Here is a 15563-nt window from a genome sequence, read left to right as displayed (position 1 = left end):
GCTGGCTCAGGGAACGCCCTGCTGGGTGAGTCTGATGACCAGTGACCAGGAAGGCGCCATGGCCTTCTACGGAACGCTGCTGGGCTGGGAGTACACCCCGGGCCCGACCGAACCCGGCGCGTACGTGCGCGCCACGCTGGGCGGGGCGAAGGTCGCCGGTATCGGCGGCACCCCGCCGCCGGGCGGTCGGCCCGCCGAATGGACCACCTACTTCGCCGTGGACAGCGCCGACGAGGTGTCACAGCGGGTCCACGAGTGCGGCGGCACCGTCGCCGTCGGCCCGCTGCAGGCGGAACACGCCGGGCGGCTGGCGATCGCGGCGGACGTCTCGGGCGCGGTGTTCGGCCTCTGGCAGGGCGAGGAGCACCTCGGCTGGCAGGTGGCCGGCGAACCCGGCGCACCGGCCTGGAACGAACTGCTGACACCCGACGTACCCGCGGCTGCCGGGTTCTACCGCGCGGTACTCGGCCAGCAACCCTCCCCCGGCCCGGACGGCACCACCCGCCTCCTGGTCGACGGCGAGCCGGTGGCAGGCGTCCGACGCGGTTCCGGCGCACGCCGCCCGCGCTGGCAGGTCCACTTCGCCGTCGCCGACGCCGACCTGACGGCACGCCAGGCCGTCGGCCTGGGCGGCCAGATCCTGGACGGCCCCCTCGACACACCCCGCGGCCGGGTGGCCCGGCTCGCCGACCCCCAGGGCGGGCGCTTCGCCGTCGTCCAGCTCTGAAGCTTCTACCCGAAGTTGCACTGTCCAGGGGCGCAAAGCCCTGAAGCTTGCAGCTCGCCCGAAGTTGCACTGTCCAGGGGCGCGAGGAACTGCGCGAGGGCGGAAGGCATACCACCGTCACTCCCGATTCGCGCAGTTCTCCCCCAGCCTTCGGCCGGGAGGTGCCCCCACGCGCGCCCAGGGGTTGCCTTACCTGTCGGGGCAGCCCAGCGAAACGCGCGGAGCCGCTACGCGGGTTGGTCCTCGAAGGGCAGGACGTCCGGGGAGAGGACCGACGCGCGGGCCGTCGCCGCGGTCAGGCGGCGGCGGTGGTGACGGCGGCAGAGCACCTCGTAGCCGACCTCCCCGGCGTTGACCGCGATGTCGCCGACCACGACCTGGGCGCCCTCGACCACCATTACGCCGCCGACGGTGCGGGCGTTGTGGGTGGCCCGGGCTCCGCACCAGCAGAGGGCCTCGACCTGGAGGACCTCGACCCGGTCGGCGAGTTCGATCAGGCGCTGGGAGCCGGGGAAGAGCTTGGTGCGGAAGTCGGTGGTGATGCCGAAGGTGAAGACGTCGATGCCGAGCTCGTCGACCACCCGGGCGAGCTGGTCGACCTGGCCGGAGCCGTAGAAGTTGGCCTCGTCGCAGATCAGGTAGTCGACCTTGCCCCCGGCCGAGAGCAGCTGCACCACGTGCTGGTGGAAGTCGAAGCCGTCCGTGACCTCGACCGCGTCGGCCCGCAGCCCGAGCCGGCTGGAGATGGTGGACGCACCCGCGCGGTCGTGGCGGGAGAAGATGATCCCCTGCCGGCCGCGGGCGGCGTGGTTGTGGTCCAGCTGGAGTGCGAGCGTCGACTTGCCGCAGTCCATCGTGCCGGAGAAGAAGACCAGTTCAGCCATGGGTGGAGCGGGGGCCTTTCGAAGAGGGGGACGGGCTCAGCCGCGGACTTCGAGCAGCGGCACGAGCTGCTCGACGGGGGTCATCGACCCGTGCAGGCCGATCATCGAGGACTCGCCGGGCTCCTTGCGGGAGGCGATCACCGCGACGTCGTCCCGGGCGGCCGCCACCACGTCGCCGATCCGGTGGTAGACCCGCTCGTCCACCGTCGGGCCGAACCAGCCCGCGGCTATCGCCTGGTCCCTGGTCGCGACCCACATCCGGTCCCCGAGCACCTCGCTCCAGACCGTGAACACGTCGGCCGCCGCCCCGGGCACCGCGTACACGTGCCGGGCCCGGCCCTCGCCGCCGAGCAGGGCGACGCCCGCGCTCAACTCCCAGTCCTCGTCGAAGTCGATCCGGTCCTCGGGCGAGATGTCGATCATGCCGTGGTCGGCGGTGACGTACAGCGCCGAGCGCGGCGGGAGCTGCTCCGCGAGCCGCTTCACCAGCCGGTCGACGGTGTTCAGCATCAGCCGCCACTCGTCCGAGTCGACGCCGTAGCGGTGCCCGGCGCCGTCCAGCTCGCTGACGTACGTGTAGACCAGCGCGCGGTCGTGCTCGGCCAGCCACTGGGCGGAGGCGTCCATCCGCTCCTCGGCGGTGGTCCGGCCGAGGAAGGTGCCGCCGGAGAGCGCGACCTTGGTGAGCGGGGTCTGGGCGAACAGCGGGGAGGAGATCTGGCAGGTGGCCACCCCGGCCGCGTGCACCTGCCCGAAGACGGTCGGGTACGGCTGCCAGAGCTTCGGCTCGACCGGCGGCTGCCAGCGCAGCTGGTTCATCAGGTGGCCCGCGCCCGGCACCGCGACGGTGTACCCGGCCAGGCCGTGCACCCCCGGGGTGAGGCCGGTGCCGACCGAGGCCAGCGAGGTCGCGGTGGTGGACGGGAAGCCGGAGGTGATCGCCCGGCCGCCCGCGATCAGCGAGGTCAGGAAGGGCGCCCAGTCGGGGTGGCGCTTGACCAGCTCCCAGCCCATGCCGTCGACCAGGAAGACGCAGACCCGGTCGGCCGGCTCCAGCGGCAGGCCGCTGCTGAAACCGGGCACGCCGAACCCGGCCGCCACGGCGGGCAGCAGGTCGGCGAGCGAACCCGTCCCGTACGCGGGGACGGGCGCGTCGGAGGGGTCGAGGATCTCGAAGGCGTCGTACCCGAGGTGCGTCGTCATGAAGTCCGTCAGTCCCGGGTGGCGATCGTCGCTTCGGACAGCGCGCGGGCGAACACCAGCGCCTGACGGACCGTCTCCGGGCCGTCCCCCGCCTCGCTGACCCGCAGCGACAGGTCGTCGGCCGTCGCCGACCCGGTGTAGCCGTGGTCGGCCTCGCAGTTCGGGTCCGAGCAGCCGGCCGGCTCCAGGTCGAGCCGCTGCACCGCCCCCCAGCCGATGGTCAGCACGACCTCGCGGGGCAGCGTGCCCGGGGTGTACGTCTCGGGGTTGGCGACCATCCGGCTGAGCACCACGGAGCCGATCCGGTCCAGCCGGACGCACTCGGTCGAGGTGGTCGCGTACGGCACCGGGCTGGTCGCGTCGGCGTTCTGCTCGTCGGTGTGGCTGACCACGAAGCGCGAGGGGGTCAGCACCAGCACGGTGACGTGCCGGCGCACCTCGTTCGCGTCGAAGGTGGTCTCCTGGTGCACCAGGTAGGAGGTGATCGGCTCGGGGCCCACCGCGGACTCGACGGCCTCGGACACCAGTGCCGGGTAGTAGCCGCTGCGTTCGATCGCCGAGCGCAGGTCCTGCGTGGTGGTGGTACCGGTCTTGGCCATAGCTCCATCCTGGCATGTCCCGCCGACGAAGCGGGCGGCACTGGGCCGGGCTCCTGGCGTTCAGCGCCCCTTGGCAGGCGCAACCAAGGAAGGTTACAGGCTGCTCATTGCGCGCGGACCCAGATCGCTGCGCACCGGGAGCGGTGCGATCCGCACCCGCGCCCCCAGAACCGCCAGCCCGTGCGGGGCCACGACCACGGGTTCGAGATCCACCGAGGCGACCTCGGGCAGATCGTCCACCAGCCGGGAGACCCGCAGCAGCAGCTCCTCCAGCGCCCCGGTGTCCACCGGGGTGGCCCCGCGCCAGCCGAACAGCAGCGGCGCCGCGCGGACCTCGCGGATCAGCGCCGCCACGTCCTGGTCGGTGGCCGGGATCAGCCGGTGCGCCACGTCGCCGAGCAGTTCGGCGGGGGCGCCCGCCAGCCCGAAGGAGAGGATCGCGCCGACCCCCGGGTCCACGGTGGCGCCGATCACGGTGTCCACCCCGCGCGGGGCCAGCTGCTGCACCACCAGCCGGGCCCGGGCGGCGCCGCCCAGCAGCGCGTCCAGCTCCCGGTACGCGCGGCGCAGCCCGGGCTCGCCCGTCAGGTCGAGCCGGACACTGCCCAGGTCGGGGCGGTGCCGCAGGTGCTCGGCGGTGGCCTTGAGCGCCACGGGGTAGCCGAGCCCGGCGGCGGCGCGCAGCGCGCTCTCCTCGTCGGGCGCGGGGAGGGCGGGGAGCAGGTCGATGCCGTACTGGCCGAGCAGGGTGGCGGTCTGGGCGTCGGGCAGGGTGACCCTGGCGCCGCCGGGCTGGAGGCGGGCGGAGTAGGTGCGGCGCGTAGCGCCACGAGCGAGGGTGGCGGCGGGCGACGGGCGGGCCGCCGTTCGGGTGTCCAGGGCGGCCTCCACCAGGGCGCGGGCCCCGGCCTCGTCGATCCGGTCCAGTTCGGGGACGCGGGCGGTCTCCTCCGCCTCGGCCGTCCGGCGGCGCCAGCCCGCGTAGTGCACGGCGTGCGCCAGCGCGCGGACGGCGCGCTCGGGGGCGGGGTAGGCGGGGATGCCGCCGGCCCGGAGCCGGTCGGGCAGTTCGGTGAGCGCGAGGTGGGCGAGCAGCAGCGGCTTGCCGACCTGGCGGGCCCGGACCACCGCTTCGAGCAGGGCCTCGGCGAACTCGGGCTCGTCGGCGCCCAGATCCGGTGCGCCGGGATCCGCCGCGGGGTCGCCGGAGTGCGGCTGGGCGCCGATCGGCGGGATGGCGACGGCGATCACGGCGTCCACGGCCGGGTCGGTGAGGGCGGTGTCCAGGGCGATCCGGAAGTTCTCGCCGGTCGCGCCGGTGGTGAGGTCGACCGGCGTACGCGGGCGCAGACCGGCGCTGAGGCAGGCGTCGTGGGTGAGCAGGCCGAGCGAGTCGGAGTTGCCGACCACCGCCACCCGGTCACCGGCCGGGAGGGGCTGCCCGGCGAGCAGCTCGCCGGTGTCGTACAGCTCGGTGATGGTCTCCACCCGCAGCACCCCGGCCTGCTGGAAGAGCGCGTCCACGGTGGCGTCCTGCAACCGGCCGGCGGCGGGCTGGACGGCGTGGCCGGGCGGCAGGCTGCCGCTGTGCCGGGCCCCCTTGACCACCACGACCGGCTTGACAGCGGCCAGCCGCCGGGCGATCCGGGTGAACTTGCGCGGGTTGCCGAAGGACTCCAGGTAGAGCAGGACGACCTCGGTCGCCGGGTCCTCCTCCCAGTACTGGAGCCAGTCGTTGCCGGAGACGTCCGCACGGTTGCCGACCGAGGCGAAGGAGGAGACGCCGAGCCCCCGGCGGTGGGCGGCCTCCAGCAGGGCCACACCGATCGCGCCGGACTGGCAGAACAGCCCGAACGGGCCGCGCTCGGGCAGGACGGGGGCGAGCGAGGCGTTGAGCGGGCGCTCGGGGTCCGTGTTGAGCAGGCCGAAGGCGTTCGGACCGACCACCCGCATCCCCGCGGCGCGGGCCTGGCGGACCAGGGCGCGCTGGCGGTCGCGGCCGTCCGGGCCGGTCTCGGCGTACCCGGCGGTGACCACCACCAGGCCCTGGACGCCGTGCGCGCCGCAGTCCGCGACCGCGGCGGGGACGGCGGCGGCCGGGACGGCGATCACCGCGAGGTCGACCGGGCCGGGGATGTCCAGCAGCGACTGGTGGGTGGCCACGCCGTCCAGCTCGGTGCCGGGCGGGGCGTTGCGGTTCACCGCGTACACCGGGCCCCGGAACCCGGCCAGGTCCCGGAGCAGGGTGCGGCCGACGGACTGCGGGTGACGGGAGACGCCGAGCACGGCCACCGAGCGCGGGGTCACCAGCCGCTGCACCGAGCGGGCCTCGGCGCGGTGCTCGCGGGCCCGCATGACGGCGAGCGAGGCGGCGGTGGGTTCGAGGTCGAACTCCAGGTGCACCACGCCGTCGGCGATGCTGCGGCGCTGGGTGTAACCGGCGTCGGTGAAGACCTTGACCATCTTGCGGTTCTCGGGGAGCACCTCGGCGGTGAACCGGCGGATGCCGCGCTCCTGGGCGACGGCGCCGATGTGCTCCAGCAGCGCGGAGGCGACACCCCGGCCCTGGTGGGCGTCCTGGACCAGGAAGGCGACCTCGGCGTCGGTGCCGTCGGCGGACGGCATGCCGTCCCGGTCGATCCGGTCGTAGCGGACGGTCGCGATGAACCTGTCCCGGACCACCACGGCCAGCCCGACCCGGTTCACGTAGTCGTGGTGGGTGAACCGGCGGACGTCCTTGGCGGACAGGCGCGGGTAGGGGGCGAAGAACCGGAAGTACTTGGACTGGTCCGAGACCTGTTCGTAGAACTCCACCAGCCGGTCGGCGTCCGCCTCGGTGATCGGGCGGATCCGGGCGGTGCCGCCGTCGCGCAGCAGGACGTCGGCCTCCCAGTGCTGGGGGTAGCTGTGCTCGTCGCCCCGGTGCGGGGGGCTGGCCGCGGAGTCGTCCACGATCATCAGGTTATCCGGCGGCGGCCCGGATGGCGCCGGGCGCGGCACGGGCGGCTCCCCCATGGCACACTGGTCTAGACAACCTGGCTTCACCCAGCACCACCTGAAAGGCACGTCTCATGGCCGAGCGCCGCGTCACCATCGGTTGGCCCGAGGGCCTGCACGCCCGTCCCGCCGCCGTCTTCGTCCGCGCGGCCACCGCCGTGGGCGTGCCCGTCACCATCGCCAAGGAGGGCGGCAACCCGCTCAACGCCGCCTCCATGCTGGCCCTGCTCGGCCTCGGCGCCCAGGGCGGCGACACCGTCGTACTGGCCTCCGAGGCCGAGGGCGCCGACGCGGCGCTGGACCGCCTGGCGAAGCTCGTCCAGGAGGGCCTGGACGAACTGCCCGCCGCCTGATCCACTCCATCGGGAAGGGGCGCACCGCGAGCGGTGCGCCCCTTCCTGTTCTCAGAAGACCGACCAGCCGGTCGCCGTGGTCAGCGCGTCCAGCGCGGCCACACCCAGCACCGAGTTCCCCGCCCTGTCCAGCCCCGGGCTCCACACGCACACCGCGCCGCGCCCGGGGAGCACCGCCAGCACTCCCCCGCCGACGCCGCTCTTGCCCGGCAGCCCCACCCGGAAGGCGAAGTCGCCCGCCGCGTCGTACGTGCCGCAGGTCAGCAGCACCGCGTTCACCCGCTTGGCCTCGCTGCGGGTCAGCAGCCGGGAGCCGTCCGCCCGCAGCCCGTGCCGGGCCAGGAAGCGGCCCGCCAGGGCCAGATCGCGGCAGCTCGCCGAGATCGCGCAGTGCGCGTAGTAGTGGGCCAGCACGCTGTCCACCGGGTTGCGGAGGTTGCCGTAGCTCGCGATGAAGTGGGCCAGCGCGGCGTTCCGGTGGCCGTGCCGCGCCTCCGAGGAGGCCACCCCGTCGTCCGTGCCGATCGAATCGTTGCCGGACTCCGCACGCAGGAAGTCCCGGACGGCTCCCGCCGCGTCACCCGTCAGCTCCAGCAGCCGGTCGGTGGCCACCAGCGCCCCCGCGTTGATGAACGGGTTGCGCGGGATGCCCTGTTCCGACTCCAGCTGCACCAGCGAGTTGAACGGGTTGCCCGACGGCTCCCGCCCCACCCGCTGCCAGATCCCGTCGCCACCCTCCGCCAGCGCCAGCGCCAGCGTGAACAGCTTCGAGATGCTCTGGATCGAGAACGGGTGCTCCCAGTCCCCCGCCCCGTACACCTCGCCGTCGACCGTCGCCAGGGCCATCCCGAACGCCTCCGGATCGGCCGCCGCCAGCGCGGGGATGTAGTCGGCCGGCCGCCCCCGGGCCGGCAGGCTGCGGGCGGTGTCCATGGCGTCGCGAAGAAGCTGCTGGTAGTCCACCGGGTCATTCTGCACATGGCCGTTCCGGGCGGCGGCCCACCGGCCCGCCGCCCGCTCCCCCGGCCATCGGCGACACCCCGGCCCGGCCGGCCCGGCCTCCCGCCCCGATCTGGACACTGCCCCACCGGGCGGCCCAGAATCGGTTCATGACGCCCCCTGAGTTTCTGACGCGAGTGGCACGCCCGTCGGAGGCCGAACGGGACCGGGCGCTCGGGCTGCTGCGGGAGAACCTCGGCAGCGGCCGGCTGTCCCAGGACACCTTCATCGGCCGGATGGAGCTCGTCCTGACCGCCCGCAGCCGGGCCGAGCTGGACGCCGCGCTCTTCGACCTGCCGGCCGACCAGCGGGTCTCCCGGCTGGTGCTGCGGACGGTGGGCCGGCTCTCCGCCTTCACCGCCCGGCTCCGCAACACCTGGCACACCGAGCAGCTCCCCGGCCTGATCCTCCCGGCGACGGGCATGCGGCCCATCCGGATCGGCCGCATCCAGGGCTGCGACCTCCGGCTCGGCGACAGCTCGGTCTCCCGCACCCACGCCGAACTCCGCTACGACACCGACGGCTGGACCCTGCACGACCTCGGCTCCACCAACGGCACCCACGTCAACGGCCAGCGCGTGATCGGCGCCGTCCGCGTCCACCCGGGCGACCAGGTCGCCTTCGGCATCCTCAACTTCCGCCTCGCGGCCGGGTGACGGCAAGGGACAGCGCGAGGAACGACGCGAGGAACGACTGTGAGGGGGAGCCGCTTTCCCGACTCCCCCTCACAGTGCGTCAGCCCTTGACGCAGACCACCTGCTTGAGATGGGCGACTACCTCGACCAGATCCGTCTGCTGGGCCATGACCTTCTCGATCGGCTTGTACGCGCCCGGGATCTCGTCGACCACGCCGCTGTCCTTGCGGCACTCCACGCCCTTGGTCTGCTCCGCCAGGTCCTCGGCGGTGAAGCGCTTCTTGGCGGCGGTGCGGCTCATCTTCCGGCCGGCGCCGTGCGAGGCCGAGTTGAACGCCGCCTCGTTGCCGAGACCGCGGACGATGTACGAGCCGGTGCCCATCGAGCCCGGGATGATGCCGTAGTCGCCGGAACCGGCCTTGATCGCGCCCTTGCGGGTCACGAGCAGGTCGACACCGTCGTACGTCTCCTCGCTGACGTAGTTGTGGTGGCAGCTGATCACGTCCTCGAAGGCGACCCGCGCCTTCGGGAACTCGCGCCGGACGATGTCCTGGAAGAGCGCCATCATGATGGCCCGGTTGTTCTTGGCGTACTCCTGCGCCCAGAACAGGTCCTGACGGTAGGCCGCCATCTGCGGGGTGTCCGAGATGAACACCGCGAGATCGCGGTCGATCAGGCCCTGGTTGTGCGGCAGCGAGCGGGCGACCTCCATGTGGTGCTCGGCCAGCTCCTTGCCGATGTTGCGCGAACCGGAGTGCAGCATCAACCAGACAGCACCCGTCGAATCTGTACAAACTTCAACGAAATGGTTGCCTCCGCCGAGCGTCCCCATCTGCTGCATCGCCCGCTCGCGCCGCCACTTCACCTCGTGGGCGACCCCGTCGAAGCGCTGCCAGAAGTCGTCCCAGCCCGCCGTGGCGAAGCCGTGCAGCTTGCGCGGGTCGACCGGGTCGGTGTGCAGGCCGCGGCCGACCGGGATGACCTGCTCGATCTTGGAGCGCAGCCGGGAGAGGTCGTCCGGCAGGTCCTTGGCGGTGAGCGAGGTCTTGACGGCGCTCATGCCGCAGCCGATGTCGACGCCCACCGCGGCGGGGCAGACCGCGCCGTTCATGGCGATGACGGAGCCGACGGTCGCGCCCTTGCCCAGGTGGACGTCGGGCATCACGGCGAGGCCGTGCAGCCAGGGCAGCGAGCTGATGTTGCGCAGCTGCTGCATGGCCTGGCCCTCGACGGTGGCCGGGTCGGTCCACATCCGGATGGGGACGCGGATGCCGGGAACTTCGGTGTACGACATGGTGAACGACCTCCAGAGGGTCGGTTGGTTCAAGCCTAGGTGTGGTGTGCCGCCACGCGAAGCTTCCGGCGTGGCTCGGGGAGGTCTGGGGAGCGCTCGGCTCAGACGGAAGAGCGGAGGGACAGCGGTCGTCGTGGGGAGCTATAACGCCTGGTGGCTCGCTCGACCCGCATGGTGACCGCCTCCTCTCCCGGTGTTGTGCGCCTGACCGGCTGCGGGAGCTATCTACCCATGCCGGGGAGGACGGCGGCAAGGGATTAAACGACGGCGGCCCGGCGGAGCTGATGCTCCGTCGGGCCGCCGGTCACGGCAGGGGGCGGGGTCAGGTGGTGACGACCGTGACCTCGCCGATGCCGAGCTCCCGGACCGGGTCGGCGATCACCGAGGCGTCGCCGACCAGGACGGTGACCAGGCGGTCGGGCGGGAAGGCCGCGACGACGGCCGCGGTGGCGGCGGCGGCGTCGAGGGCGGCGAGCTGCCGGTAGACCTCGGCCTGGTAGCCGTCGGGCAGGTTCTGCTCGATCTGGTCGGCGAGGGTGCTCGCGACCGATCCGGCGGTCTCGTACTTGAGCGGGGCCACCCCGACCAGGTACTGGACGGCTTCGTCGCGCTCGGCATCGGTGAGGCCCTCGGCGGCGAGGGTGCGCAGGATGGTCCAGGTGTCGGCCAGCGCGGGGGCGGTGGAGGCGGTGTCCACCGAGCCGCTGATGGCGAGCAGCGAGCGGCCGGAGCCGTCGGCGGCGGAGCGCAGCGCCTGGGCGAAGGCCCGGACGCCGTAGGTGTAGCCCTTCTCCTCGCGCAGGACGCGGTCCAGGCGGGAGGTGAGGGTGCCGCCGAGGCAGTAGGTGCCGAGGAGCTGGGCGGGCCAGGCGGCGTCGTGGCGGTCCGGGCCGACCCGGCCGATGAGGAGCTGGGTCTGGACGGAGCCGGGGCGGTCGACGATGACGACCCGGCCGTGGTCGTCGGCGGTGACCGGGGCGTGGGTGTTGGGGGTGGCCTGCTCGCCCGTCCAGGTGCCGAGGGTGGCTTCGAGGAGGGTGGTCAGGTCGATGCCGGTGAGGTCGCCGACCACGACGACGGTCGCGGTGGAGGGGCGGACGTGGGCGTCGAAGAACTCCTTGACGGCCGCGCGGGTGATGTTCTTGACGGTGTCGGCGGTGCCGCTGCGGGGGCGGGAGAGCCGGTCGGTGCCGTCGAACAGGGTGGAGTAGAGCGCCTTGGCGGCGCGGCGGCCGGGGTTGGCCGCTTCGTGGACGATCTCGTCGAGGCGGTTGGCGACCAGCCGCTCGATCTCGTCCTCGGGGAAGGCGGGGGCGCGCAGCGCGTCGGCGAGGAGGGTGAGGCCGCGCTCCAGGCGGGAGGCGGGCACCTCCAGCGAGACCCGGATGCCGGGGTGGTCGGCGGCGGCGTCGAGGGTGGCGCCGGCGCGTTCGAGTTCACCGGCGAACTGTTCGGCGTCGAGGGTGTCGGTGCCCTCGTTGAGGGCCCGGGCGAGGATGTTGGCGATGCCGTCGAGGCCCTCGGGTTCCTTGACCAGCGGCGCGTCGATGTGGATGTCGACGGCGACCAGTTGCTGGCCCGGGCGGTGGCAGTGCAGCACGGTGAGGCCGTTGCTGACGGAGCCGCGCTCGGGGGCGGGGAAGGCCCAGGGGGTCGGGGTGCCGGCCGTGGGCTGAGGGTGGAACGTCATGGCGGGGGTGGCGTCGCTCATGCGGCGGCCTCCTCGGTCTGGTCGTCGTTCGAGGCGCCGTCGTGTCCGTCGCCGTCGGTGCTGGTCGGCTCGTACACCAGGATGGCCCGGTTGTCGGGGCGCAGCCGGGCGGCGGCGACGGCCTTGATCTCCTCGGCGGTGATGTCGAGGATCTTGTCGAGGGCCGAGTTGAGGAGCTTCGGGTCGCCGAACAGGACGGCGTAGCGGCAGAGTTCGTCGGCGCGGCCGGCCACGGTGGTGAGGCGGTCGAGCCACTCGCGCTCGATCTGAGCCTGGGCGCGCTCCAGTTCCTCCGGCGTGGGGCCTTCGGCGGCGAAGCGGGCGAGCTCCTCGTCGACGGCGGTCTCGATCTGCTGGAGGGTGGCGTCGCCGGAGGTCTTGGCGTCGAGCCAGCCGAGTGAGGGGGCGCCGGCCAGGCGGAGCAGGCCGAAGCCGGCGGTGACGGCGGTGCGGTCGTGGCGGACCAGCCGGTTGTAGAGGCGGCTGGATTCGCCGGAGCCCAGGATGGTCAGGGCCAGGTCGGCGGCGTCGGCCTCGCGGGTGCCGTCGTGCGGGAGGCGGTAGGCGGCCATCAGGGCGCGGGAGGGGACGTCCTCGCGGACCAGTTCGCGGATCTCGCCGCCGACGGTGTCGGGCAGGGTGCCGTCGCGCGGCGGCTGCTTGCCGTCGTGGGAGGGGATGCTGCCGAAGTACTTCTCGACCCAGGCGATGGTCTGCTCGGGGTCGATGTCGCCGACGATCGACAGCACCGCGTTGTTGGGCGCGTAGTAGGTGCGGAAGAACGTGCGGGCGTCTTCGAGGGTGGCGGCGTCCAGGTCGGCCATGGAGCCGATCGGGGTGTGGTGGTACGGGTGGCCGTCGGGGAAGGAGAGGCCGGTGAGCTTCTCGAAGGCGGTGCCGTACGGGACGTTGTCGTAGCGCTGGCGGCGCTCGTTCTTGACGACGTCGCGCTGGTTCTCCATCGAGGTGTCGTCGAGCGCGGCGAGCAGCGAGCCCATCCGGTCGGCCTCCAGCCAGAGCGCGAGCTCCAGTTGGTGGGCGGGCATGGTCTCGAAGTAGTTGGTGCGCTCGAAGCTGGTGGTGCCGTTGAGGGAGCCGCCGGCGCCCTGGACCAGTTCGAAGTGCCCGTTGTTGGAGACGCTGGCGGAGCCCTGGAACATGAGGTGCTCGAAGAGGTGCGCCAGCCCGGTGCGCCCCTTCACCTCGTGCCGGGAGCCGACGTCGTACCAGAGGCAGACGGCGGTGACCGGGGTGAGGTGGTCCTCCGAGAGCACCACGCGCAGGCCGTTGGCCAGGCGGTGCTCGGTGATGGGGAGACCTCGGGTGGTGGCGGGGGCCGGGTTGGCCATGCGGTTTCCGGTCCTTTCCGGGAAGAAGTGTCTTCCCGTCTTCGACGTGTGGGTCGGGGGGCGACTACCGATCCCCCATTGTGGTGCAACGCACGGGGAGCCGGGATGTGTCCGCGCGAGGGGCGCGTTCGCCAGGGGCGGAAGCGGCGGTGGATCGTGCGGTGACGGGCCCTGGGCGGTGACTGTCCGTGCGAGGGTCCACAATGGGGGTCGCCGTGCCCCGGCACGGACCCGGTAGTTACACGGTACGTAGTTACAGGACGACGAAGCAGACAGACGTAAGGGAGCCCCGCCGCGATGGCCCGCCGCAGTTCGCCCACCCCGCCGCCCGGTGACTTCGAGGAGCGCATCCTCGACGTCGACGTGGTGGACGAGATGCAGGGCTCCTTCCTGGAGTACGCCTACTCGGTCATCTACTCCCGTGCGCTGCCCGACGCGCGGGACGGCCTGAAGCCGGTGCACCGCCGGATCCTCTACCAGGCCAACGAGATGGGCCTTCGTCCGGACCGCGCGCACGTGAAGTGCGCCCGGGTGGTCGGGGAGGTGATGGGCCGGCTGCACCCGCACGGTGACGCGTCGATCTACGACTCGGTCGTCCGGATGGCGCAGCCGTTCTCGATGCGGCTGCCGCTGATCGACGGGCACGGGAACTTCGGTTCGCTGGGCAACGACGACCCGCCGGCCGCGATGCGGTACACCGAGTCGCGGTTGACGGCGGCGTCGATGGCGCTGGTGGAGTCGATCCACGAGGACACCGTCGACTTCGGGCCGAACTACGACGGCAGCGAGCAGGAGCCGCTGGTGCTCCCCGCCGCGTTCCCGAACCTGCTGGTGAACGGCGCGTCGGGGATCGCGGTCGGCATGGCGACCAACATGCCGCCGCACAACCTGTCCGAGGTGGTGGCGGCGGCCCGGCACCTGATCAAGAACCCGGGCGCGGACCTGGACACGTTGATGCGGTTCGTCCCCGGTCCGGACCTGCCGACGGGCGGCCGGATCGTCGGGCTGTCGGGCATCCGGGACGCGTACGAGTCCGGGCGCGGCACGTTCAAGATCCGGGCGACGGTGTCGATCGAGTCGGTGACGCCCCGTCGCAAGGGCATCGTGGTCACCGAGCTGCCGTACACGGTGGGTCCGGAGAAGGTGATCTCGAAGATCAAGGACCTGGTCGGTTCGAAGAAGCTGCAGGGCATCGCGGACGTCAAGGACCTGACGGACCGTTCGCACGGTCTGCGCCTGGTGATCGAGGTCAAGAACGGCTTCGTGCCGGAGGCGCTGCTGGAGCAGCTCTACAAGCTGACGCCGATGGAGGAGACCTTCGGCATCAACAACGTGGCGCTGGTGGACGGCCAGCCCCTGACGCTGGGCCTGAAGGAGTTGCTGGAGGTCTACGTCGACCACCGGTTCACGGTGGTGCGGCGGCGCAGCGAGTTCCGGCGGCGCAAGCGCCAGGAGCGGTTGCACCTGGTCGAGGGCCTGTTGGTGGCGCTGGTCGACATCGACGAGGTCATCGCGATCATCCGGTCCAGCGAGAACGCGACGCAGGCGAAGGAGCGTCTGATGGAGCGCTTCTCGCTGTCGGACACGCAGACGGCCTACATCCTGGACACCCCGCTGCGCCGGCTGACCCGGTTCGACCGGGTGGAGCTGGAGGCGGAGCAGGCGAAGCTGAACACCGAGATCGCCGAGCTGACCGAGATCCTGGAGTCGGACTCGAAGCTGCGCGGCGTGGTGTCGGGCGAGCTCGCCGCGGTCGGCAAGCAGTTCGGTACGGAGCGGCGGACGGTGCTGCTGGAGGCCGGTTCGGCGCCGAGTGCGGCGCTGTCGGTGCCGCTGGAGGTGGCGGACGACCCGTGCCGGGTGCTGCTGTCCTCGACGGGGCTGCTGGCGCGGACGGCGGACGGTGAGCCGTTCGAGCTGTCGGAGTCGCGGTCCAAGCACGATGTGATCGTGTCGGCGGTGCCGGCGACGGCGCGTGCGGATGTCGGTGTGGTGACGACGGCCGGGCGGGTGCTGCGGCTGCCGGTGATCGACCTGCCGGGTCTGCCGCCGACGCCTTCGCCGTCGCTGGCGGGCGGGGCGCTGGTGTCGGAGTTCCTGCGGCTGGAGGACGGCGAGCGGGCGATCGCGCTGACCACGTTGGACGAGTCCTCGCCGGGTCTGGCGCTGGGCACCGTCCAGGGTGTGGTGAAGCGGGTGGTGCCGGAGTGGCCTGCGAACAAGGACGAGTTCGAGGTGATCGGGCTCAAGGAGGGCGACGAGCTGATCGGCGCGGTGGAGCTGCGTACGGGCGAGGAGGACCTGGTCTTCGTCACCTCGGACGCGCAGCTGCTGCGGTTCCAGGCCGGGCAGGTCCGGCCGCAGGGCCGGCCGGCCGGCGGTATGGCGGGTATCAAGCTGGCGGACGGCGTGAAGGTGCTGTCGTTCACGGCGGTCGATCCGGCGGTGGACGCGGTGGTGGTCTCGGTCGCGGGTGCCTCGGGGACGCTGGCGGGCGAGCAGCAGAGCAGTTGGAAGGTCACGCCGTTCGAGCTGTACCCGCGCAAGGGCCGGGCGACCGGCGGGGTGCGCTGCCAGCGCTTCCTGCGCGGTGAGGACCAGCTGTTCTTCGCCTGGGCCGGTGCGGCTCCGGCGCGGGCGGCGACGGCGAACGGCACGCCGGTGGCGCTGCCCGAGCGCGACCCGCGCCGGGACGGCTCGGGCACACCGGTGACGACGCCGATCGCCTCGGTGGCCGGGCCCGCGTAGGGCTCGTTGCACTATCAGGGGCGCGTGGGGGCACCTCCCGGCCGAAGGCTGGGAGGTGCCCCCA

General features: G+C 72.7%; 12 protein-coding genes. 4 read left to right on the top strand and 8 right to left on the bottom strand.

Translation table 11 applies throughout. The annotated features are described in order from the left end of the window. Window positions 1-34: 34 nt before the first annotated feature. On the top strand, window positions 35-727 hold the full coding sequence (locus ABD330_RS28880; protein WP_344469026.1) for a VOC family protein: 693 nt from the start codon (window positions 35-37) through the stop codon (window positions 725-727). Between the two features lie 227 nt (window positions 728-954). Here the strand turns inward: ABD330_RS28880 and ABD330_RS28875 are convergent, their stop codons facing one another. The 4 genes from ABD330_RS28875 to ABD330_RS28860 all read right to left on the bottom strand — a co-directional run bounded on the left by ABD330_RS28875 (window position 955) and on the right by ABD330_RS28860 (window position 6371). Next, a complete protein-coding gene (locus ABD330_RS28875) occupies window positions 955-1611 on the bottom strand; it encodes a thymidine kinase (protein WP_344469025.1) in 657 nt (218 codons plus the stop codon). A 36-nt stretch (window positions 1612-1647) separates the two neighbouring features. Beyond that, a complete protein-coding gene (locus ABD330_RS28870; RefSeq protein WP_344469024.1) occupies window positions 1648-2814 on the bottom strand; it encodes an alkaline phosphatase family protein in 1167 nt (388 codons plus the stop codon). A gap of 8 nt (window positions 2815-2822) precedes the next feature. Continuing rightward, complete coding sequence (locus tag ABD330_RS28865) at window positions 2823-3413, bottom strand: DUF5998 family protein (protein WP_344469023.1); 591 nt, start codon at window positions 3411-3413, stop codon at window positions 2823-2825. 93 nt (window positions 3414-3506) lie between these two features. Then, window positions 3507-6371, bottom strand: coding sequence for a bifunctional acetate--CoA ligase family protein/GNAT family N-acetyltransferase (locus ABD330_RS28860; protein WP_344469022.1), 2865 nt, complete (start codon window positions 6369-6371; stop codon window positions 3507-3509). A gap of 113 nt (window positions 6372-6484) precedes the next feature. Between ABD330_RS28860 and ABD330_RS28855 the strand changes: the two genes are divergently transcribed. Beyond that, window positions 6485-6763 carry an HPr family phosphocarrier protein gene (locus ABD330_RS28855; protein ID WP_344469021.1) on the top strand — a complete coding sequence of 93 codons (279 nt, stop codon included), beginning with the start codon at window positions 6485-6487 and terminating at the stop codon, window positions 6761-6763. 51 nt (window positions 6764-6814) lie between these two features. On the opposite strand, the gene ABD330_RS28850 is transcribed toward ABD330_RS28855, so the two are convergent. Beyond that, entirely contained in the window at window positions 6815-7726 is a 912-nt protein-coding gene (locus ABD330_RS28850) for a glutaminase (RefSeq protein WP_344469020.1), read from the bottom strand. 146 nt (window positions 7727-7872) lie between these two features. Between ABD330_RS28850 and ABD330_RS28845 the strand changes: the two genes are divergently transcribed. Beyond that, entirely contained in the window at window positions 7873-8418 is a 546-nt protein-coding gene (locus ABD330_RS28845; protein WP_344469019.1) for an FHA domain-containing protein, read from the top strand. Window positions 8419-8497: 79 nt separating this feature from the next. Here ABD330_RS28845 and ABD330_RS28840 read toward each other — a convergent pair whose 3' ends face one another. The 3 genes from ABD330_RS28840 to ABD330_RS28830 form a co-directional block, all read right to left on the bottom strand. Continuing rightward, the gene (locus ABD330_RS28840; protein ID WP_344469017.1) at window positions 8498-9691 is read right to left on the bottom strand and encodes an RtcB family protein; all 1194 of its coding nucleotides are present in this window, start codon (window positions 9689-9691) and stop codon (window positions 8498-8500) included. A gap of 322 nt (window positions 9692-10013) precedes the next feature. After that, window positions 10014-11402, bottom strand: coding sequence for a M16 family metallopeptidase (locus ABD330_RS28835; RefSeq protein WP_344469014.1), 1389 nt, complete (start codon window positions 11400-11402; stop codon window positions 10014-10016). Beyond that, a complete protein-coding gene (locus tag ABD330_RS28830; protein WP_344469012.1) occupies window positions 11399-12751 on the bottom strand; it encodes a M16 family metallopeptidase in 1353 nt (450 codons plus the stop codon). Before ABD330_RS28830 ends, ABD330_RS28835 begins: the two co-directional genes overlap by 4 nt. A gap of 297 nt (window positions 12752-13048) precedes the next feature. On the opposite strand from ABD330_RS28830, the gene ABD330_RS28825 reads away from it, so the two are divergent. Next, the gene (locus tag ABD330_RS28825; protein WP_344469010.1) at window positions 13049-15499 is read left to right on the top strand and encodes a DNA gyrase/topoisomerase IV subunit A; all 2451 of its coding nucleotides are present in this window, start codon (window positions 13049-13051) and stop codon (window positions 15497-15499) included. The last annotated feature ends 64 nt before the right edge of the window (window positions 15500-15563 follow it).

This window comes from Kitasatospora kazusensis (genome assembly GCF_039529945.1).
Lineage (GTDB): Bacteria > Actinomycetota > Actinomycetes > Streptomycetales > Streptomycetaceae > Kitasatospora > Kitasatospora kazusensis.
The sequence above is the reverse complement of the archived record's forward strand: the minus strand, read 5'-3'. Positions and strand labels throughout refer to the sequence as shown.

Coding starts and splice junctions, on each gene's coding strand:
- ABD330_RS28880 (WP_344469026.1), top strand. CDS start 35: ATGACCAGTGACCAGGAAGGCGCCATGGCCTTCTACGGAACGCTGCTG.
- ABD330_RS28875 (WP_344469025.1), bottom strand. CDS start 1,611: ATGGCTGAACTGGTCTTCTTCTCCGGCACGATGGACTGCGGCAAGTCG.
- ABD330_RS28870 (WP_344469024.1), bottom strand. CDS start 2,814: ATGACGACGCACCTCGGGTACGACGCCTTCGAGATCCTCGACCCCTCC.
- ABD330_RS28865 (WP_344469023.1), bottom strand. CDS start 3,413: ATGGCCAAGACCGGTACCACCACCACGCAGGACCTGCGCTCGGCGATC.
- ABD330_RS28860 (WP_344469022.1), bottom strand. CDS start 6,371: ATGATCGTGGACGACTCCGCGGCCAGCCCCCCGCACCGGGGCGACGAG.
- ABD330_RS28855 (WP_344469021.1), top strand. CDS start 6,485: ATGGCCGAGCGCCGCGTCACCATCGGTTGGCCCGAGGGCCTGCACGCC.
- ABD330_RS28845 (WP_344469019.1), top strand. CDS start 7,873: ATGACGCCCCCTGAGTTTCTGACGCGAGTGGCACGCCCGTCGGAGGCC.
- ABD330_RS28840 (WP_344469017.1), bottom strand. CDS start 9,691: ATGTCGTACACCGAAGTTCCCGGCATCCGCGTCCCCATCCGGATGTGG.
- ABD330_RS28835 (WP_344469014.1), bottom strand. CDS start 11,402: ATGAGCGACGCCACCCCCGCCATGACGTTCCACCCTCAGCCCACGGCC.
- ABD330_RS28830 (WP_344469012.1), bottom strand. CDS start 12,751: ATGGCCAACCCGGCCCCCGCCACCACCCGAGGTCTCCCCATCACCGAG.
- ABD330_RS28825 (WP_344469010.1), top strand. CDS start 13,049: ATGGCCCGCCGCAGTTCGCCCACCCCGCCGCCCGGTGACTTCGAGGAG.